We start from the raw sequence: 19599 nt of genomic DNA, 5'->3' as shown, positions 1-19599 counted from the left end.
ACCCCATGTCTTTGTTCACAAGAAACCCGGGTTATGGCCGACTACTGACCGCCTCAGCGGTGACCAATCTGGGCGACGGGGTTTCGGCGCTGGCCTTTCCATGGTTGGCGACTTTGATCACCCGCGATCCGGTTTTGATAGCGCTGGTTGCGGCGGCCGTGCGGTTGCCGTGGTTGTTGTTTTCCATCCCCGCCGGGGTCATCACCGATCGAGGCGACCGCAAGCAATTGATCTTGCGCAGCGATTGGTTGCGATTTGCCCTGACACTTGGCGTAATTGGGCTGATCCTATCGGTGGCAGAGTTTCCGCCGCCGCAAGAGGGCGTTTACATCGTCGCTTTGGCTGGGTTGGCCTTTGCCTTGGGCAGCGCCGAAGTGTTGCGGGACAATGCTGCACAAACATTGTTGCCATCCATCGTCGGGGCGGATGATCTTGAAGCGGCCAATGGCCGATTATGGACGGTTGAAAACGTTATGGGCCATTTCATCGGCCCGCCTTTGGCCGGTGTTTTGATCGCAATCGCCTTGCCTTTGCCGTTTGTTCTGGATGCGGTCAGTTTCGCGGTCGCGGCCGTGTTGGTTGCAGGTATCAGCCTCAAAGCGCGGGAAAAACGGGTGTTAAGGAGCCCGAAGGAAGAGGCCCAGGAGGCCTGGCTTTGGATGCGCGCCCATCCGGTGATTTTGCAACTGGCGCTGATGCTGGGGTTGCTCAACGGGTTGTCGATCATGGGGATGAGCCTTGTTGTGCTGTTCAGTCAGGAAATCCTGGGCCTTGAGGCAGCGGCGCATGGGATGTTGATGACAGCCGCCGCTTTGGGAGGCGTGGTCGGAGGTATTGGTGGCCCTCGCGTAATCAAAGCGCTGGGGCAGGGGCGCAGCCTTGGGTTGGCTCTGGCGCTGGTTCCGTTGCCGATGTTTGCGATTGCATTGACGTCGTCGGCCTATGTGGTCGCAGCGGCGTTGTTTTTGGAAAGCGTTGCGGCGCTTTTGTGGAATATCGTCACAGTATCCTATCGCCAACGCGTCATTCCCGACGATCTGTTGGGCCGCGTCAATAGCCTGTATCGGTTCTTTGGCTGGGGCGGTATTCCGATTGGCGCGATGCTCGGCGGTGTCTTGGTTGCGGTTTTTGAACCGTCACTAGGCCGCGAATTGGCGCTACGCTTGCCCTATTGGGGCGCAGGTTTGGGGATGGTCTGTCTCATGATTTATGGCTGGCGGAAATTGCGTCTCTAAGCGTCTGGAATACCGGACTTATGTCACGCTAAGCGCTGTGGCAAAACACCCCCAGAAGGAGTGGTGTTATGAGCGGGATTTTGGCATTCAGACTGATCATCTTGGCGGCCTTTATCGGTTGGTCGGTTTATATTCTGGGCCCGAAAATTATGCCTGACCCGCGCTATTCCAGTGTCGGAGAAGACGTTTTGGTTGGCGGCAAATCCGAAAACGCGCATGCCTTGGTGGATCGCTACAAATTCCGGTTTGCGGAATTTGACGGCGAAAAGTGGCAGGGAAACAGCCGAGCCGTGCGCTCGGCCAGCGACCGCGTCGCACAGAGATTGATGGACACGCCAGCCTGTACAGAGCAAAACTGCCGCTATTTCTTTGCGGTCAAAGCGCAAAAGCCGCTGGCTGGGGCCGATTTTCTTGAGCACAAATATCAGTTCTATTGGGCTGAGGCAGATGGCACTGTCACCAAAATGATAGAAGCCCACAGTTTGTGGCGTTTCTAACCGCTCTAACCGCGCGCCCATGGCTTGCCTCAAAGCGCGCGGCGCGCTATTGCCGCGCCCATGCCCAGATATGCTTTGCTGATAGAATATGATGGCCGTCCTTTCGTTGGGTGGCAACGCCAGGCCGATCTCACCTCGGTTCAGGGCACAATTGAGTCTGCTTTGGCCCGGCTGGAACCACGCGAGCACACGATTGCTGCGGCAGGGCGCACCGACACCGGCGTTCATGGCCGTGGGCAGGTTGCCCATTGCGACATGGACAAGGATTGGGATCCATTTCGGTTGTCTGAGGCATTGAATTACCACCTCAAACCGGCACCTGTTGCGATCCGCGCCTGTCGGCGGGTGGCAGATGATTGGCATGCCCGCTTTTCGGCAACGGAGCGCCGGTACACATTCCGGGTGTTGTCGCGGCGTGCGCCGGAGACGCTGGAAAAGGGGCAGGTCTGGCGGGTGGTCAATCCGTTAAAACTTGAACCCATGCGCGAAGCGGCGGCGTATTTGATTGGCCAACATGACTTCACCACCTTTCGCAGCGTGAATTGTCAGGCACACTCGCCGGTCAAAACCATGACCGAAATACGGATCGAAGAGGTGGCGGCATTGGCCGGAACCGAATTCCATTTTCACCTCAGGGCGCGAAGTTTCTTGCACAATCAGGTGCGCAGTATTGTTGGCTCCCTCGAACAGGTCGGCTCGGGGACATGGGATCCGATTGATATGAAACACGCGCTTGAGGCGCGGGATCGCGCGGCTTGTGGCACTGTTTGTCCCGGTGTTGGGCTGTATTTCATGGGGGTTGGCTATGACGACGATCCCTTTGCGGATTTCGCATCTGGGGTAGGCTGATGTGCGATAGGGGCGGTGTGCCAGATGTCTTGCCGACTCCAAAATTGTACAAAACGACTTGCCAAATTGCCCAATGCCGCCTAAACGGCTGCTCATGTTGATCAAAGCGACTCTCCGACGAGCCTAGTTTGCTCCCCTCCAGCGTGCCCCGAAAGGCGCGCTTCTCCGCTTTGCGTCACACCCACCCCAACATAACTTGACAGGCCCCTGCCAGCTTGCCACCAATCGGCTTTCGCCCGCCTGGCCACCGCATGCCTCAGACTAAGGACAAGGATATGATCTCTTCCGTCTTGCCGACATATAACCGTGCCCCATTGCAGTTCACCAAAGGTGAAGGCAGCTGGCTGACCACGGTGGATGGGCGACGCCTGCTTGATCTCGGCTCTGGCATTGCGGTCAATGTTTTGGGGCATGCGCATCCGGCGTTGGTCACGGCGTTGACAGATCAGGCGCAAAACCTGTGGCACGTCTCGAACCTCTATGACATTCCACAGCAACAAGCGCTGGCTGACAAATTGGTCGAAACCAGCTTTGCGGACACGGTGTTTTTCACCAATTCGGGCACCGAAGCCTGTGAATTGGCGATCAAAATGGCGCGCAAATACTGGCATGACAAAGGCCAGCCTGACAAAACCGATATCATCACCTTTGAAGGGGCGTTTCATGGTCGATCTTCGGCAGCAATTGCCGCTGTCAACACGCCCAAAATGGTCGAGGGCTTTGGCCCGCTGTTGCCCGGCTTTGCACAGGTTCCGTGGCGCGATTCCGACGCGCTTTTGGCGGCGATCACCGACACCACCGGTGCAATTATGATCGAACCTGTCCAGGGCGAAGGCGGCATCCGTGCTCTGCCAGATGCGGAACTCAAGGCTCTGCGCACCCTTTGTGATGAGCGCGACATCCTGATGATCTGTGACGAAGTGCAATGTGGTGTCGGCCGGACAGGCAAGCTTTTTGCCCATGAATGGGCCGGTATCACGCCTGATATTATGATGGTTGCCAAAGGTATCGGAGGGGGCTTTCCTCTGGGGGCGGTTCTCGCGACAGAAGATGCCGCCAGCGGCATGGTTGCTGGCACCCATGGCTCCACTTACGGTGGTAACCCGCTGGGATGCGCCGTTGGCAAAGCGGTTCTCGACATCGTTGCCGAACCCGCCTTCCTAGATGATGTCAACGCAGCCGCCGGTCTGTTGCGCCAAAAGCTCGAAGGGCTGGTGGCCTCGCATCCCACGATCTTTGAAGACGTGCGCGGCTCTGGTCTTATGCTCGGTCTTCGCTGTGTCGTTCCGGTCGGCGAAGTGGTGCAGGCCGGATATGACCAAGACGTCATCACCGTTCCCGCCGCCGACAATGTCGCGCGCCTGTTGCCCGCCCTTAACATCACCAAAGAAGACATCAACGAAGCGATCTCTCGTTTAGACGCCGCCGCAACCGAGCTTGAAACTCAGGCCGGTTGAGGCTTCTTCTTTCCACAAATATCCCGGGGGAGTCTTTGGGACCAAAGACGGGGGCAGCGCCCCTATCCCCCCTCACAAAAAGCAAAACCCAATGAACCATTTTCTCGACATCCACAAAACCGACAAAGCCGCCCTTCGTGGGATCATTGATAACGCCAGCGCCATGAAACAGGCCCGCCTGGGCCGTCCCAAGGCGATGCTCGACGATGAAAAACCTCTTGATGGCCGAATGGTTGCGCTGATCTTCGAAAAACCGTCCACCCGGACCCGCGTGTCTTTTGACGTCGGTGTGCGGCAAATGGGGGGGCAGACGATGGTTCTGTCTGGCAATGATATGCAACTGGGCCACGGTGAAACCATCGCCGACACGGCCCGCGTTCTAAGCCGCTATGTCGATATGATCATGATCCGTACCTTTGACGAAAGCGTGCTTGAGGAAATGGCTGAATTTGCCACTGTGCCGGTGATCAACGGCCTGACGGACCGCACGCATCCCTGCCAAATCATGGCCGATATTCTGACCTATGAGGAACATCGCGGCCCGATCAAAGGCAAGAAAGTCGTCTGGTGTGGCGATGGCAATAACGTGTGTGCGTCGTTCCTCCATGCGGCTGGTCAGTTCGGTTTTGATCTGACTTTTACCGGCCCGGTTCAGCTTGATCCCGAGATGGAATTTGTCGGGCTCGCCCGCAACGAAGGTTCTACAATTACAATCGAACGTGACCCGTTCAAAGCCGTGGATGGCGCGGACCTGATCCTGGCAGATACATGGGTGTCGATGCATGACGCGCAATCGGCGCGCGAACGGCGTCACAACATGCTGCGCCCTTATCAAGTCAACCAAAAGCTAATGGATGCCGCCAAACCGGACGCCTTGTTCATGCATTGCCTGCCTGCGCATCGCGAAGAAGAAGTGACGTCTGAGGTGATGGATGGGCCAAATTCGGTGATCTGGGATGAGGCCGAAAACCGCCTGCACGCTCAAAAAGCTGTCATGCGCTGGTGTTTGGGCGTCTAAATTTCGCGGTTTGTTTCAGGCGGGCGTGCCCAAAATTCCATGTTTGGAATTTGCAAAACCCTTGCAAGGGTTTTGGTGCGCCCTACTTGTTGGTGAGCCTGATGATCAGATGGTAAATCGGAGTGTTGAAACATGTCGGAAACGGCGCTGCTGCTTGTTGATTTGCAAGAGGAGATGAACACCCGAATTCGAGCGGGTCGCGCAGTTGTGTATCCCGATTTCGGGGTTCAAGTCGCCGCCTTGGTCAAGAACTTCCGCGCGCAAGATAAGCCCATTGTCCACGTTTTCCACCACGAAGACAGCAACCCGGACGTGCCGTTTCGCAGGGATCAGCCGGGTGGGCAACCGATGGCATGTGCGACCCCGAAACAGGGCGAAGCGATCTTTTGGAAGCCCGGTTCCTCGGGGTTTGTCGGCACCGGGCTAGAGGCACATTTGCGCCAACAGGGGATCACAAATCTGGTTGTGGCGGGCGGGGTTGCGGCGTTTTGCATTGCCTCTACCGTGCGCAGTGCCGCCAATTTGGGCTTCAAAACAACCCTGGCCGAAGATGCACTGATCGCCTTTCCTTTGCCTGATCGGAACGGCGGCGACATCGCTCCCGAACTGGCGCTAGAGGTGACACTGGCAACGTTGGCAGCGGATTTCGCCGCAGTCAAAACCACCGCTGAAATTCTCTCCTAGCGTCGGAAACCTACCGTTTACGCGGCTTGGCCCTAAGCGTTGGGTCCGCCTCTGTCGGGTCTTCCGGCCAAGGGTGGCGCGGGTATTTTGCCCGCATATCTTTGCGAACATCTGCATAGCTACCAGCCCAGAATCCGGGCAAGTCCATTGTGGTTTGTACCGGTCGCCGGGCAGGTGACAAGAGCGTCACACGCAATGCTGTTCGCCCGACCATTGGGTGGCTTTTTTGACCAAACAACTCTTGCAAGCGCAGCTGAATTTCCGGGTGTTCACCGGAATAATCAATCGGGATTTCGTGCCCCAGAGGCGTTGTAAACTTGCCCGGGATTGCGGTGTCCAAAGCTTGCATTTGCCCCCAATCCAGGCGCGCGCGCAGGGCCGGTAACAGGTCAAACTTCTTCCAGCCTTCAGCGGTTTTAACCCCCGATACATAGGGTAACAGCCAATCGTCAATCCCATCCATCAGCGCATCTATGGACATGTCAGGAAGGTCCAGACCACCTTCGCGCCCGAGCGCAACACGGGCACAAAACCGTCGAGCGGCATCCGACAATGTGATGCCGATGTCACGCACACCTTCCAACATGGCGCGGGCAATGTCCTCCTCAGGGGCGTCTTTCCAGATGCGATCTTCAAGGGCAATCGCCCCAAGCATTTCTTGGCGTCGTGCAACTACTCGGCGGTCTCTTTTGCTCCAAGAACAGCTTTCATGCCACTGAATCTGTTTGCTAAAGAGGCCCCGCAACTCGCTCTGAGAAATGGCGATGGCTTGCCTGATTTTCGCTTCGCGCGGGTTGCCGTCGGTATCCGTGACGACGATCAAACGCTGGCCGGCCAGCGGGTCGCTTTCGTCCATGATTGCGCCTTTGCCGCCCGAAAGTTGAAACCTTGGCGCGTCCCCCTTGCGCCGCAAGCCGATGCGATCTGGATAAGCCAGAGCGGCCATTTCAGCATAGTTAACAAAGTGTTGCGGTTTGGTCTTCATGAGAGACCTCAGCCGCTTAGCCTCTTGTTTTATCCGTTCCAGAGCTGGCCGGTTGAGCGCATATGGTCGATTTTGTGAAAACTCTCGCGGATTTTGTAGAGCTTCCATGCGAAGAGATAAATCTGTGGGTGCACCTATGATTGGATCGCGATCAGATAAAATAGCGGCCAATAATCCGCCATCCGGGCCTGATTTTTCTTGCATATGTGCAAGCCTTGGGTGGAGTGGAAGGCGTGAAACCTCCCTCCCGTGGCTTGTGATTTGATTGCTTTTGTCTAATGCGCCCAGCATTTGCAGCAATGCGCAAGATTCCGCATAGGTTCCTTCTGGTGGCGGAGACAAAAACGGCAACTGATCTGGATGAGCCCCCCAAAGGGCCAGTTCAAGTGTCAATCCCGACAGGTCAGCAGCCTCAATTTCCGCGGGAGGGTAAGGGCTTAGCGCGCCTTCTTCACCCTTGGTCCAGAGCTTGTATGCTGTGCCGGGGGCCACACGACCTGCGCGCCCAGCACGCTGGGTAGCCTCAGCGCGGGTGACGCGTTCGGTCACCAAACGTGACATCCCCGATCCGGGATCAAACCGAGCGCGCCGTGACTTGCCGCCGTCTACGACAACTCGAATGTCCTCGATGGTTAGCGATGTTTCGGCAATAGATGTCGCCAGCACCAATTTGCGTCCCTCGCTCTCGGGGCGAATGGCGGCGCGCTGTGCGCCGATCTCCATCGCGCCAAACAAGGGGCGCAAATGAACGCCATTGGGCAGGCGCTTTTTAAGCTGTCCTTCGACCCGTCGGATTTCTCCTTCACCCGGCAAGAAAGCCAAGACGCCACCCTCCGTTTCATCCAAGGCGGTGAGGATCAGATCACACATCGCGTCTTCAAACCGAACGCGCTTGGGGAGTGGCGCAGGTAGCCATCGATTGGTGACCTCAAAAGACCGGCCCTTGGATGTCACAACCGGGGCCTGCATGAGGTTGGCGACAGGCTCGGCATCCAATGTGGCGGACATTGCCACCAAGATGAGATCGTCTCGCAGCGCCCCGGCGATTTCGAGACACAGCGCCAGCCCAAGATCGGCATTAAGCGAGCGTTCATGAAATTCATCAAAGATCACCGCCCCGATGCCCGATAGCTCTGGATCGGACTGGATCATTCGGGTCAGAATGCCTTCGGTGACGACTTCGATCCGCGTGGCCTTTGACACCTTACTGTCGCCTCGCATCCGATAGCCGACGGTCTGGCCCGGCTTCTCCCCGAAGTGTTCCGCCAAGCGGGAGGCCGCCGCACGGGCCGCCAAGCGCCGCGGTTCCAACATCAAGATGCGCCCGCTGGTCAGATCGGCCTCTAGCATCGCAATCGGCACACGCGTGGTTTTCCCGGCACCGGGTGGGGCTTGAAGGACCGCACGACCAGAGGCGCGCAGCGCGTTGATCAAATCGGGGAGAGCGTCATCAATGGGCAAGGCAAGGGTCATGCGCCCTTATTGCCAAGCACACGCGCCGCGTCCATGCCCTTTGACCTATTCGTTTGGTCAATTGCGTTAGGGGCGGTTGGTGCAATGACCGGCCTGATTGCAGCGGCCAGATGGCAAAACTCACTTAGGGGATTTGGTCGGAAGAAATGAATTGGGCGAACTCTCGTCATGGTGTAAATGTACCAGGTATGAGTATTTTGAAAAACACCATGTCGACACTTGCCGTGTCGTTCTTTTGGGCAATGCCAGCTGACGCGCAAACGCCGCTTTTGGAGGTCTATGCAGCGTGCGAAGCAAGCGTCATGAATAAATCCGACGAACCTCTTGGAAGCATAGGGGCGCTCATTGATAAAGATAACAGTGGTTCCAGAAGACAAATAGACACCCCTGTCGGGGCTATGATGGCGATGTTTATCTCATCTCGCCAAGGAATAACCGCCTGCGTGTTGTGGGGGCGTCACCCCGAATTAGAAGTTGAATTTCGAGATCGATGGACTGATTGGGTTGAGTGGGATGAGGCCATTTCTGCCTCGGAGTCTTGGTTCAACAGCGCCATGCAGGCCCCAGATAGTGTTGACCTCACCGAGCATGCAAAGCCAGGACATGTTGTTGCGCGGTGCAAGAGCCTTGAGCACGGGGTGGTGCTTTCGAGTCAACCGGCCATCGGCAATGTTGTTCGGCAGGTTTTGCCAGAGTCAAAACCCAAGCATCAGCCCGTCCAATTCTATCAGTTCAGCGTAATAACAGCGCTGCCCGGACGTTGCGCTGCGGCTGTAAACGCGCACGCAAGATAGTCAGCATTTGCAACCTAAGAACGTCATTGGAGCTTATCGGGACACCAGCACCGGTTCGGGCACAAACCCGTGCTTTGGGAAAGAGGTACTGCGCGCTGCTGTGCGATCGGTCTGATAGCGGCGGGTTTCAAGGGCATGTTGCGATCTGAGCCTGGCCGCGCCAGAACAAAGCCTCAAGCGCCGGGCTGCGGCGGGGCGTCACTGGACAACGGGCTTGGGTTGCGGGCACAACGTGGCCCGAAGCCACAGGGCAGGGTCAGGAGGCAGGGCATGCAAGACATAAAGGCGATGGCGGAGCAGGTGCTGGCCGGGAACCGGCGCGCTTTGGCGCGGGCGATCACATTGGTCGAAAGCGGGCGCGACGATCATCGCACTCAGGCCCTGGCTTTGCTTGAGGCACTGCGTGGTCATGATCGTACGGCGCTACGTGTCGGCCTGTCAGGGACGCCGGGTGTCGGAAAATCCACCTTTATCGAATCCTTCGGTATGATGTTGACGGGGCAGGGGCTTCGGGTTGCGGTTTTGGCGGTTGATCCAAGCTCGGCGCGCTCTGGCGGCTCAATCTTGGGGGATAAAACGCGGATGGAACGGCTGAGCCGCGACAAGAACGCCTTTATCCGCCCGTCACCGTCGCAAAGCCAGTTGGGCGGGGTTGCCCGCCGCACGCGTGAGGCGATTGATCTGTGCGAAGCGGCTGGGTTTGACGTGATCTTGATCGAAACCGTGGGGGTCGGACAGTCGGAAACCATGGTGTCTGAAATGTCCGACCTGTTCTTGCTGTTGCTGGCCCCGGCGGGGGGGGATGAGCTTCAGGGCGTCAAGCGTGGGATCATGGAAATGGCCGATATCTTGCTGGTCAACAAAGCGGATGGCGATCTGAAACACACGGCGATGCGCACCTGTGCCGATTATGCTGGTGCTCTGCGGCTTTTGCGTAAACGCCCACAGGATCCGCAAGACTTCCCCAAAGCACTGACCGTGTCCGCAGTTGAGCAAAACGGGTTGGATACTGCTTGGGATACCATGCGCGAGCTGAACACCTGGCGCCGTGACCACGGGCATTTTGAGGCCAGACGCGCCGCCCAGGCCCGCCATTGGTTTGAGGCCGAAGTGCGCGAGCGTCTTTTGGCGCGCTTGGCAAGCGATCCGGTGCGCGGGATCATGACAGATTTGGGATCACAGGTGGAAAACGGCACAATGACACCGTCTTCGGCGGCTGAGGCCCTGCTTAGGGAACATCTTTCCCTCGAATAGCGAGTCTTGCCTTGACGCGGGGCAGGTGTGAGTCTATGCCACCCCGACCAGATTTCGGGTGCCGCCTCGGGATTTGCGTTTTGGGAATCACTTTGGGCCTCGCCCGATGACCATCATGCCTCGCCCCGATTGGCACCCTTTGACATTGGCAAGGCCGCATCCTTGCCCTGATACGATGAGGATGAACCCATGTCGCGCGTTTGCGAATTGACCGGTAAGGGCCCGATGTCGGGCAACAACGTAAGCCACGCTAACAACAAGACAAAGCGTCGCTTTTTGCCCAACTTGAATGACGTAACTCTGCAGTCCGAGGCACTCGGTCGTGGTGTTAGACTGCGCATCTCGGCGCACGCCCTGCGCTCTGTTGACCACCGGGGTGGTCTGGACAAGTTCCTGGCCAAAGCCAAGGACGTTGAGCTGTCTGACCGCGCTCTGAAAGTCAAAAAAGAGATTGCCAAGGCTCAGACCGCAGCTGCGTAATCTGACCGCCTGATTGGCACCTGACAAAAGACCCCTGCCAAGGTGACTTGGCGGGGGTTTTGCGTTTGCTGGATGCACAGTGGCAAGCTGTGCTAGAACACCCCCGACACGCCGTTTTGGCGCTGAGGGAGCAATCGCATGACGCAATCAATTGGTTTTATTGGTGTCGGCCTGATGGGGCACGGCATGGCAAAGAATATCCTCGCTGCTGGGTTTGACCTGACAGTGTTGGGGCACCGCAATCGCGGGCCGGTCGATGATCTGGTGGCGCGCGGTGCCCGCGAGGCGGCTTCGCCTGAGGAACTGGCCGCAGCCAGCGATGTGGTGTTCCTTTGCCTGCCCGGATCGCTGCAAGTTGAGGCGATGATTGATAAAATGGCCGATCAATTGCCCAAGGGGGCGATTGTCGTTGATTGCTCAACCTCTGATCCTGTGTCGACTCTCAAGCTTGGAGAGAGCTTGGCAGAGCGCGGGCTGAACCTCGTTGATGCGCCTTTGGGGGGCACCCCGGTCCAAGCCGAAGAGGGCACGCTCTCGGCGCTGGTTGGGGCCACAGACGAGGTGTTTGCTAAGGTCAAACCGGCGATTGATGCCTGGGCCAGTACTGTTGTGCATATTGGCGGGCCGGGCGATGGGCATAAGATGAAATTGCTCAACAATTTCTTGTCCCTTGGCTATGCGGCCATGTATTCCGAAGCGCTGGCTCTTGGTGAAAAGGTTGGCATTACGGCGCAGGTTTTCGATAGCGCCATTCGCGGAAGCCGCATGGATTGCGGGTTTTATCAAACCTTTATGAGTTACGCGCTGGACGGCAACCGAGAGTCGCACAAATTCACATTGACCAATGCGCTCAAGGACATGCGGTATCTCGAAAGCATGGCGGATGCGGCTGGGATGGCCAATCCGATTGGCAACGCTGCCAAAAACAGTTTTGCGTTGGCGGTGTCAACCGGGGGGGATGGTGACAAGGATTACATTCCGCATCTTGTCGATTTTGTCGCCCGGCAAAATGGGGTGAAACGCTCGTAAGTCACGCCGATTGAGGGCGTCAGAAAACATGCTTCTAAATACCGCTTTTCGCCCAGCGAACTCGGGCGTATATCTAGCGGCGATGAAGATGATCCTGCGATCTCTGAGCGCCTATGCGCTGGTGCTGATCCTCGCGCTCACGAGCCAGACAATGGCCGTGGCGCAGGGGCAGGCGGCGGCTATGGGCGAGATGGAAATCTGCCAGGGACTCGGCGTTGTGTCCGTCCCCGTAGATGCCGAAGGCAACCCAACGGGCGCTCCGATGATCTGCCCGGACTTTGCCGGTGTCTTGGCATTGGATGCGTTGCCTGCGCCTGTTGGCCCGTCCTTGAATGCTTGGATCAAAGCGGGTTATGCCCTTGAAACGTTTGGAACTTATGGGCGTGCGGCCCCTGCGGCAAGCGCCCGCGGGCCGCCAGAATACCTCTGATCCACGTCTGACATCTCTCTTTAACATCTAAATCCAAGGATCTCCTTGTTATGAAATTCAATGCGATTTTCGCAGGCGCAGCTGCATTTGCTCTTATGTCTTCTGCCGCCATGGCTGACATTGTTGTGATGGACTCATATGCCCGTTCAGCCGGTAAATCTGCCAAAGCTGGCGCGGCCTTTATGGTCATCGAAAACACCGGTTCTGAAGGCGATCGTCTGGTGAGCGCCGCCTCAGACATTTCCAAGAAAGTTGAGCTGCATACCCATAAAGATATGGGGGATGGCGTCATGAAGATGATGCATGTCGAGGAGGGGTTTGAGATCCCTGCTGGCGGCAAACACATGTTGATGCGTGGCGGTGATCACGTGATGTTCATGGGGCTGAACGGCCCTATGGAAGACGGGGAAACCGTCAAAGTGACGCTGACCTTTGAGAAAGCTGGCGACATTGTTGTCGACATTCCAGTCGATTTGAAGCGCAAAGGCAAACATGGCGGCATGGACCACAGTGGCCACGGCGCGATGAAGAAAAAAGACAATTAAACTGGCATGGCAGGGCGGGCGTGATCTCGCCCTGCTGCGCTCACTTGTCTGGGGGGCAAACAGCGGTTAATCCAGTGGGATGAGCACACGTATACTCTTTGTCTGTTTGGGAAATATTTGCCGATCGCCATCGGCAGAGGCTGTGACGCAGGCGATGGCGGGCAAGCGCGGTTTATTGCTGGAGCTGGACAGCGCCGGCACAGGCGCATGGCATAGCGGGGAACCGCCCTATGGACCAATGCAAAAAACCGCCAGAGCAAGAGGTTACGACCTCTCGACGCTCCGAGCGAGGCAGGTTGTCTCTGGAGATTTTTCGGAGTTCGACCTGATCGTTGCGATGGATGCGGACAATCTGAGCAACCTTCAGAACATGCGCCCAGCCGGGGCAACCGCCCGGCTCGCATTGTTTACGGATTTCGCGCCAGAAAGCGGTGCGGATCATGTGCCAGACCCCTATTACACCCGCGATTTTGACGGAACGCTGGAGCTGATCGAACGCTGTGCAGCCGGATTGCTGGATCAGCTGTAAATCGCCTTGGACACAAACCAAGCCGTTGGAATCGCAAGGACAAATCCCAAAGCCGCCGCCGCCAAAATTGGCATCAAGCTACCATAGCCCGCCACCAAAACAGCGATAACACATGCGCCAGCCATGCTGGTTGAGATGATAGAATACAAAATACTGGCAAGTCGCAGCATCGTCAGGACTCCTCATTTGACCTTTCGCACAACATATTCTGATTTCACTATGCAAACTTTGATCTGGGTCAGAACAACGCTGTATTTGTCCAAAAATGAACCGTATGGTAAAAGTGACAGGCACCCTTTTGGGTGAATGTCGAAACGACGGCCCGTTACACTTGATTCAGGATTGGGTTTTCTTTTAATCGATAGGTGTATTTTATTCTTTTCGGGACAAAATGATGTTTAGATCTGCAATTTTCGGAGCCTGCGCAGTGGCGCTGACTGGCTGCGCCCCGTTGGCGGTTTTGGAGAAGGCACAAAACACGGACCTGCCAGAAACGTCTTGTTTTACCCGGCCCTCCGGTGGCTGTGTTTTCGACCAGAATCCGCTTTTGGTTGAGCCAACACCGGTCACAATTCAACGGCGTCCGTATAAGTTTTTTCCGGTCGCAAAGACCTTGAATTTCGTTGATTATCAAGGGCGTAAATGGGTTGCGCCGCGCGGGACGCTGACGGATGGGGCCTCGATCCCTGAAATTTTCACCGCGATTGTGGGCAAGCCGACATCGCCGGAATATGTCAATGCGGCAGCGGTGCATGACGCCTATTGTGGGATCGGCAACGAGGCAGGCACCCGCTGGCATGATGGGCGTTGGGAAGACGTGCATCGGATGTTTTACGACGGGTTGATTGTCGGCGGCACACCAGAGCTTCGCGCCAAACTTATGTATGCAGCCGTGTGGTTGGGCGGCCCACGTTGGGAGACAACCTTGCATCTCGATCGGGTTGAGACCGGTGATTTGCAAACTGCTATGCGCGCGACAAAGGCTTATATTGAAAGAGAAAAACCGACGTTGCCTGAGCTTGACCGCTATCTGAAGCAGTGGGAAACGCATCTGCTTCCGGTTTCCCCGATTGCCGAAAGCCCTATGGCTGAGGTGGAAGAGGAGCCCATGGAATACCCAGAAGAGCCCTATGAGACCGATTACCCCAATGATCCGGTCTCGCCGGTCGAAATCGACAGTCCCACGGACACTGGGAACGCTGTCGACACCACGATCTTAACGGTTCCGGCTGCGGGATCGGAAAGCGCCTGCGCAGTCTCCGCGTGTCTCTAAACACGTTTTGAATGGGTTACAGCGGCGTCCGGTGGGTTAACCACTGGGCGTTTGCTTTTTCTTAAGGTGCAATCTGTCCGAAACAGGGTTTGTTTGGGGGAGATTGCATCGGGTGCCCAGCGAGGGGGCTGGGGCCCCGGATTTGGCAATCTGTCCGATTCTAGCCCTGTTTCGGACAGATCGGTAATGAACATCTGGGGCTGCCACCATGGAACATGATTATCAGCGTATCGCCATCTCACAGTTTCGTGAGAAGGCGGGAAAGCGGCTGAAATGGGTCGAAGAACAGGGCGGGCATTTGTGGCTGACCCGGCATGGCAAACATGTCGCGGCGGTGATCCCGTTTTATCAGCTCAAAATGCTGGAGGCTTTGTTGGGCAAGGTCGAGACGCAAAAGGCCAATGAGCTGGAGCGCGAATATTCCCGCTGGCGGGCCGCGAAATCGGTGCAAGCGGCAGAAGAGCTGGCGCGGTTAAACGCGGGGCAGCCGGTGGGCGGTGAGGATCGGACGGAACGGGTTTTGGACCAAGCGGCGCGCGGACGCGACCCGTGGGCGGACGACCCGGTGTTGATCACCACGCAACCGTGGAAGTTTGCGAAGCGGTTTAGGGTGGAGCGGGAGTGAGGGGATTTACGAGGTTTTAACCAAGATTTGGTGATCTCTCACGATGTCCAAATATTTGCGCCCAAAGGTTACGGGAGCCTTGGTTTTCTTTACGGTCAATTTGGCGGATCGGCAGAGTGACTTGCTGGTCCGAGAAATTGCCCATTTGCGAGAAGCTGTTCGGGTGACGAGACAGCAAAGGCCCTTTGCCATCGAGGCGTGGGTGGTGTTGCCAGATCACATTCATTGCATATGGCGGATGCCCGTCGGAGATCGAGATTACGGCCGGCGTTGGGGAGCGATAAAGTCTCGGTTTTCGCGTGCGGTTTCTGGAAGCGGTAGGGTGGGGTTTTACCCCACCGATGGTCAGAGCAACAGACGTTGGCCGGTGGGGTGGAACCCCACCCTACGGTCTGCCTCTAAAATCCGAAAAGGCGAAACCGGGATTTGGCAGAGGCGGTTTTGGGAGCATCATATTCGCGATGAGGCGGATTATCGGGCGCATCTGGAGTATTGTTGGATGAACCCGGTGAAACATGGGTTTGTTGAGCGACCCGAGGATTGGCCGTATTCGTCCGTGCATTTTGATCAGAGGTTTTGGGGGATGGTGGGGTGAAACCCCAACGGCTTAGCGGTCTATTCCTTAGGTATAGATTTCATGTTATTGTCAAACCTGTCCTTTGCCAAAGCTACAGTTTTCGCTGCTAGGTATTTCGGGACGATGCTTTGTATTCCAGCGTAAAGTATTACAAAGATTGCCAAAAAGACCACACCATCGGCTCCCTGCAAGGTGCTGAAGACACTGGGGTCTTTTAGAGCAGCAAACAGTGGTACAACTATAGCCACGTTCATTAAAGCTGAAGCTTTGCCAAAGAACGCCCAAATTGACCAACTATCTTCAAATCCCAGAAAAAGAAAAATCAAATGAAGTAGAGCGCTGATGCAGCCTAAAATTGCAACGATTGCGAAATAGTTCTGTAGGACGAATTGAGTCATTGCAAACCTAGCATTCCCAAGAGGTACGCGAACACTGGTTTCAAAGAAGGAAGCGCACCACTGGTGGCGGCCAAGATCCATCCCGCTGCGATTGCAGAAAGAAATTTGGCTGTCATGTTCGTTGCTACTTGAAAGTTCCGAAAGAAAAGGATGCTCAAGTAGGTTGCTTTTGGAACAACACCACTGGGTAAGCTTAGTACTGACGAGAGACGCTTTGTCCTTTCTAACTCGTTCGAAAAAACGCCATTTCTGCTTTCTTCGAACTGAGACACTCTGGTTTCCAATTCGTGAAAAAACGCTGTGTCAACGTTCGGGTCACCATTGATCTGACGCTTGTACGACTCCGACAGATGATCTGAGAGATCAAAGTGGCTGAGATATACACCAAGTACTTGAGTGACTTCCGCAAGCTGTTTTTCAACAGCGGTTGAATCCACTAAGCGCTCCGATACGCTTTGTTGCTGTTCGCAGAGTTTCTTCCAAATAGACCAAACAACAGGTATTCGAATGTATTGCGTTTCGGTCGAAAGTGAAGTGAAAAGCTTAGATAAATCAGATTGTAGCTCTGCTAGAGCGTTAGGATCTTGATCACACAAATCCATCGCAAGCCGCGTTTGAGTCAGAACGTGTGATTGCAGATTTTTTAGGTACGGACGGACTTCCGACGGCTTGGGGCGGCTCTCAATCGGAACAGAGATCAAGCCATCGAAAGCTAATGGTACATTTGTACGTTTAATAGCCAATTGCTAGTCATCCATTTTTAATGCCGATATAAACGCTTCTTGTGGGATATCAACTTTCCCAAACTGGCGCATCTTTTTCTTACCGGCCTTCTGCTTTTCCAGCAGTTTCTTTTTCCGGGTCGCATCGCCGCCATAGCATTTCGCGGTCACGTCTTTGCGCATTGCCGACAGGGTCTCGCGCGCGATGACTTTGCCGCCAATGGCCGCTTGGATCGGGATTTTGAACATGTGGCGCGGGATCAAATCCTTGAGCTTTTCACACATGGCGCGGCCCCGCATATCGGCGCGGTCACGGTGCACCATGGTCGAGAGCGCATCCACCGGTTCGTCATTCACAAGGATCGACATTTTCACGAGGTTATCCTCGCGGTAGCCTTCCATTTGATAATCAAACGAGGCGTAACCCTTTGTTACTGATTTCAGGCGATCATAGAAGTCGAACACCACCTCGTTCAGGGGTAGGTCATAGACAACCATGGCGCGGGCACCGGCATAGGTCAGGTCAAGCTGAATGCCGCGACGGTCTTGGCAGAGCTTGAGCACGTCACCAAGGTATTCGTCGGGCACAAGGATGGTGGCCTTGATGCGCGGCTCTTCGAGGTGGTCGATGGTCGACGGGTCGGGCATGTCGGCCGGATTATGCAGCTCGTGCTTGGTGCCGTCTTTTTGGTAGATGTGATAGATCACCGAGGGCGCGGTTGTGATCAGCTCGATATTGTATTCGCGTTCAATCCGGTCGCGGATCACTTCGAGGTGCAAGAGGCCAAGGAAACCACACCGGAAGCCAAAGCCAAGCGCGGCAGAGGTTTCCATTTCGTAGGAGAAGGAGGCGTCGTTGAGCGCCAGTTTTTCAATCGCGTCACGCAGGTCTTCGAATTCGGAGCTATCGACCGGGAAGAGGCCACAGAACACCACCGGCTGAGACGGCTTAAAGCCCGGCAAGGCTTTGTCGGTGCCTTTCTTCTCGTGGGTGATGGTGTCGCCAACGCGGGTGTCGCGGACCTGTTTGATCGAGGCGGTGATAAAGCCCATCTCGCCGGGGCCAAGCGCCTCGACGTTTTCCATTTGCGGACGAAAGACGCCGATCCGGTCAACACCGTATTTGGCACCGGTCTGCAACATCTTGATCTGGTCACCCTTTTTCAGGGTGCCGTCCATGATGCGCACCAGAACAACAACGCCGAGATAGGGGTCATACCAGCTATCCACCAGCATGGCCTGAAGCGGCGCATCCGGGTCGCCGGAATGCGGGCAGGGCAGGCGGGTGACGATAGCCTCAAGCACATCGGGGATGCCGATGCCGGTTTTGGCGGAAATCAGGCAGGCGTCAGAGGCGTCGATGCCGATGACGTCTTCGATCTGTTCGGCCACACGTTCGGGTTCGGCGGCGGGCAGGTCGACCTTGTTCAAAACCGGCACGATTTCGTGGTCGGCCTCGATGGCGGTGTAAACATTGGCCAGCGTCTGCGCCTCAACCCCTTGGGAGGCGTCAACAACCAGCAAAGAGCCTTCGACCGCACGCATCGAGCGGCTGACCTCATAGGCAAAATCCACGTGGCCGGGGGTGTCGATCAGGTTCAACACGTAATCCTTGCCGTCATTCGCGGTGTAATCAATGCGAACGGTGTTGGCCTTGATGGTGATGCCGCGTTCACGCTCGATGTCCATGCTGTCAAGGAGCTGCTCTTGCATATCCCGTTCGGCCACCGTGTTGGTGGATTGGATCAGCCGGTCGGCCAGGGTGGATTTCCCGTGGTCAATATGGGCGACGATGGAGAAGTTGCGGATGCGATCTAATGGGGTCATGGATGGCATATGCGGTGGAATCTTTGGGTGGTCAAGATGAGTTGTGTGCTTAAGGTATATAGCGCTGGGTCATAGGGCGAAAATGAAGCTGTTTTGCTGTGCGGATTTGAGGGAACGGGCCTCAGGTTCGCGACATTACCTCGTTTCGCCATGCTGGGGCCGATTGAAGTGTGCTGACAGCCTTAAATTCGGAGGTCTTTTTGGGAACGATTGATGGGAGAGTGGTGAGTTGAGGCGGGTAGTAAGCCGGATTTTTTACGATTTTGACAGTGTCGCCAAGGCGTTGTTTGCTTTGGTTGTGATCGTCATATTTGGAGCGCCGGTACTCTTACTGATTTTGGCACTGATTTCTGCGCAGTTTCCCAATGATTCTGACAACGACATTTTCACTTTAGAGTTGATGCGGTCTCTGGGGGACAAGGGTGCAATCCCAATGGAAACACTGCTCTCACCATCGATGGAAATCATGTGTCTTCTTCCTCAATACGCGATCTTTCCAAGGGATATAGCCAAGGTCACAGAGTTCGATTTGACGACTGCCGAGGATGTATTCTTGGTTGGAGAACACGGAATCCTGCTGATGTATTTTGATAGCGAAGGGCAGAACGTTGGTTCTGATCCAATGAATTTAGGTACAAACTGGACCAAGCCGTATAGCGCCCGGAGTGGGTTCGACAGTTCTGTTGCGGCGGAGTTGAACGGCTGTGCGCGCGTTGAGGAGGTGACATTTGTGTTCGAACACGTTCCGCGCAAGGCATGGTGGTCGCCTGATGAGACCCACTTCTGGGTTACAGTTCCCAAGGCGGATCTGGACATCCTGTCGACCAATTAAAGTATAAGGGGTTCAATGGCTTGGCGCAGGTTTAGCGATGCGTTCTGTCATCCAGAAAACCGAGATCGGAGCGTGGGAGGGCGCGG

General features: G+C 55.9%; 22 protein-coding genes. 17 read left to right on the top strand and 5 right to left on the bottom strand.

Going from position 1 to position 19599, the window contains the following annotated elements; translation table 11 throughout:
- Positions 1 to 5 precede the first annotated feature (5 nt).
- The 6 genes from ACRBB0_RS18465 to ACRBB0_RS18440 all read left to right on the top strand — a co-directional run bounded on the left by ACRBB0_RS18465 (position 6) and on the right by ACRBB0_RS18440 (position 5740).
- A complete protein-coding gene (locus ACRBB0_RS18465; protein WP_431375930.1) occupies positions 6 to 1235 on the top strand; it encodes an MFS transporter in 1230 nt (409 codons plus the stop codon).
- A gap of 68 nt (positions 1236 to 1303) precedes the next feature.
- On the top strand, positions 1304 to 1732 hold the full coding sequence (locus ACRBB0_RS18460) for a hypothetical protein (protein ID WP_431375929.1): 429 nt from the start codon (positions 1304 to 1306) through the stop codon (positions 1730 to 1732).
- A gap of 60 nt (positions 1733 to 1792) precedes the next feature.
- The gene (truA, locus tag ACRBB0_RS18455; RefSeq protein ID WP_431375928.1) at positions 1793 to 2581 is read left to right on the top strand and encodes a tRNA pseudouridine(38-40) synthase TruA; all 789 of its coding nucleotides are present in this window, start codon (positions 1793 to 1795) and stop codon (positions 2579 to 2581) included.
- Positions 2582 to 2856: 275 nt separating this feature from the next.
- Positions 2857 to 4038 carry an aspartate aminotransferase family protein gene (locus ACRBB0_RS18450; RefSeq protein ID WP_431375927.1) on the top strand — a complete coding sequence of 394 codons (1182 nt, stop codon included), beginning with the start codon at positions 2857 to 2859 and terminating at the stop codon, positions 4036 to 4038.
- A gap of 91 nt (positions 4039 to 4129) precedes the next feature.
- Positions 4130 to 5056: an ornithine carbamoyltransferase gene (gene argF, locus ACRBB0_RS18445; protein ID WP_431375926.1), complete on the top strand. Its 927-nt coding sequence runs from the start codon at positions 4130 to 4132 to the stop codon at positions 5054 to 5056.
- A 132-nt stretch (positions 5057 to 5188) separates the two neighbouring features.
- Entirely contained in the window at positions 5189 to 5740 is a 552-nt protein-coding gene (locus ACRBB0_RS18440) for an isochorismatase family protein (protein ID WP_431375925.1), read from the top strand.
- Between the two features lie 10 nt (positions 5741 to 5750).
- Here ACRBB0_RS18440 and hrpB read toward each other — a convergent pair whose 3' ends face one another.
- Positions 5751 to 8198 carry an ATP-dependent helicase HrpB gene (gene hrpB, locus ACRBB0_RS18435; protein ID WP_431375924.1) on the bottom strand — a complete coding sequence of 816 codons (2448 nt, stop codon included), beginning with the start codon at positions 8196 to 8198 and terminating at the stop codon, positions 5751 to 5753.
- A 188-nt stretch (positions 8199 to 8386) separates the two neighbouring features.
- Here hrpB and ACRBB0_RS18430 point away from each other — a divergent pair, with 188 nt between their 5' ends.
- From ACRBB0_RS18430 to ACRBB0_RS18400, 7 genes are all read left to right on the top strand, one after another.
- Entirely contained in the window at positions 8387 to 8992 is a 606-nt protein-coding gene (locus tag ACRBB0_RS18430; RefSeq protein WP_431375923.1) for a hypothetical protein, read from the top strand.
- Between the two features lie 270 nt (positions 8993 to 9262).
- On the top strand, positions 9263 to 10246 hold the full coding sequence (gene meaB, locus ACRBB0_RS18425; protein ID WP_431375922.1) for a methylmalonyl Co-A mutase-associated GTPase MeaB: 984 nt from the start codon (positions 9263 to 9265) through the stop codon (positions 10244 to 10246).
- Positions 10247 to 10435: 189 nt separating this feature from the next.
- Positions 10436 to 10726 carry a 50S ribosomal protein L28 gene (gene rpmB / locus ACRBB0_RS18420; RefSeq protein WP_431375921.1) on the top strand — a complete coding sequence of 97 codons (291 nt, stop codon included), beginning with the start codon at positions 10436 to 10438 and terminating at the stop codon, positions 10724 to 10726.
- A gap of 138 nt (positions 10727 to 10864) precedes the next feature.
- Complete coding sequence (locus ACRBB0_RS18415; RefSeq protein WP_431375920.1) at positions 10865 to 11755, top strand: NAD(P)-dependent oxidoreductase; 891 nt, start codon at positions 10865 to 10867, stop codon at positions 11753 to 11755.
- Between the two features lie 88 nt (positions 11756 to 11843).
- Positions 11844 to 12185, top strand: a complete 342-nt coding sequence (locus tag ACRBB0_RS18410) for a hypothetical protein (RefSeq protein ID WP_431375919.1) — start codon at positions 11844 to 11846, stop codon at positions 12183 to 12185.
- A gap of 50 nt (positions 12186 to 12235) precedes the next feature.
- Positions 12236 to 12730: a copper chaperone PCu(A)C gene (locus tag ACRBB0_RS18405; RefSeq protein WP_431375918.1), complete on the top strand. Its 495-nt coding sequence runs from the start codon at positions 12236 to 12238 to the stop codon at positions 12728 to 12730.
- Positions 12731 to 12809: 79 nt separating this feature from the next.
- Positions 12810 to 13259 carry a low molecular weight protein-tyrosine-phosphatase gene (locus ACRBB0_RS18400; RefSeq protein ID WP_431375917.1) on the top strand — a complete coding sequence of 150 codons (450 nt, stop codon included), beginning with the start codon at positions 12810 to 12812 and terminating at the stop codon, positions 13257 to 13259.
- Here the strand turns inward: ACRBB0_RS18400 and ACRBB0_RS18395 are convergent.
- Positions 13250 to 13429: a CTP synthetase gene (locus ACRBB0_RS18395; RefSeq protein ID WP_431375916.1), complete on the bottom strand. Its 180-nt coding sequence runs from the start codon at positions 13427 to 13429 to the stop codon at positions 13250 to 13252. The two genes, ACRBB0_RS18400 and ACRBB0_RS18395, sit on opposite strands and share 10 nt — an antisense overlap.
- A gap of 224 nt (positions 13430 to 13653) precedes the next feature.
- On the opposite strand from ACRBB0_RS18395, the gene ACRBB0_RS18390 reads away from it, so the two are divergent.
- From ACRBB0_RS18390 to ACRBB0_RS18380, 3 genes are all read left to right on the top strand, one after another.
- Positions 13654 to 14532 (top strand): DUF1353 domain-containing protein, encoded by an 879-nt coding sequence (locus ACRBB0_RS18390; protein WP_431375915.1) that lies wholly within the window; start codon positions 13654 to 13656, stop codon positions 14530 to 14532.
- 208 nt (positions 14533 to 14740) lie between these two features.
- Positions 14741 to 15157, top strand: coding sequence for a hypothetical protein (locus ACRBB0_RS18385; RefSeq protein ID WP_431375914.1), 417 nt, complete (start codon positions 14741 to 14743; stop codon positions 15155 to 15157).
- Between the two features lie 43 nt (positions 15158 to 15200).
- Positions 15201 to 15752: an REP-associated tyrosine transposase gene (locus ACRBB0_RS18380; protein ID WP_431375913.1), complete on the top strand. Its 552-nt coding sequence runs from the start codon at positions 15201 to 15203 to the stop codon at positions 15750 to 15752.
- Between the two features lie 20 nt (positions 15753 to 15772).
- Here the strand turns inward: ACRBB0_RS18380 and ACRBB0_RS18375 are convergent, their stop codons facing one another.
- The 3 genes from ACRBB0_RS18375 to lepA are packed head-to-tail and all read right to left on the bottom strand — an operon-like array spanning position 15773 to position 18681.
- Positions 15773 to 16132 carry a hypothetical protein gene (locus ACRBB0_RS18375; protein WP_431375912.1) on the bottom strand — a complete coding sequence of 120 codons (360 nt, stop codon included), beginning with the start codon at positions 16130 to 16132 and terminating at the stop codon, positions 15773 to 15775.
- Entirely contained in the window at positions 16129 to 16875 is a 747-nt protein-coding gene (locus ACRBB0_RS18370) for a hypothetical protein (RefSeq protein WP_431375911.1), read from the bottom strand. The genes ACRBB0_RS18375 and ACRBB0_RS18370 overlap by 4 nt, the downstream gene beginning before the upstream one ends.
- Before the next feature lie 3 nt (positions 16876 to 16878).
- A complete protein-coding gene (lepA, locus tag ACRBB0_RS18365; protein ID WP_431375910.1) occupies positions 16879 to 18681 on the bottom strand; it encodes a translation elongation factor 4 in 1803 nt (600 codons plus the stop codon).
- A 229-nt stretch (positions 18682 to 18910) separates the two neighbouring features.
- Here lepA and ACRBB0_RS18360 point away from each other — a divergent pair, with 229 nt between their 5' ends.
- The gene (locus ACRBB0_RS18360; RefSeq protein WP_431375909.1) at positions 18911 to 19513 is read left to right on the top strand and encodes a hypothetical protein; all 603 of its coding nucleotides are present in this window, start codon (positions 18911 to 18913) and stop codon (positions 19511 to 19513) included.
- Positions 19514 to 19599: the final 86 nt, after the last annotated feature.

The organism is Pelagimonas sp., from assembly GCF_050633425.1.
Classification (GTDB): Bacteria; Pseudomonadota; Alphaproteobacteria; order Rhodobacterales; family Rhodobacteraceae; genus Pelagimonas.
Note: the sequence above shows the minus strand (reverse complement) of the source record. Positions and strands in the feature narration are given on the sequence as shown.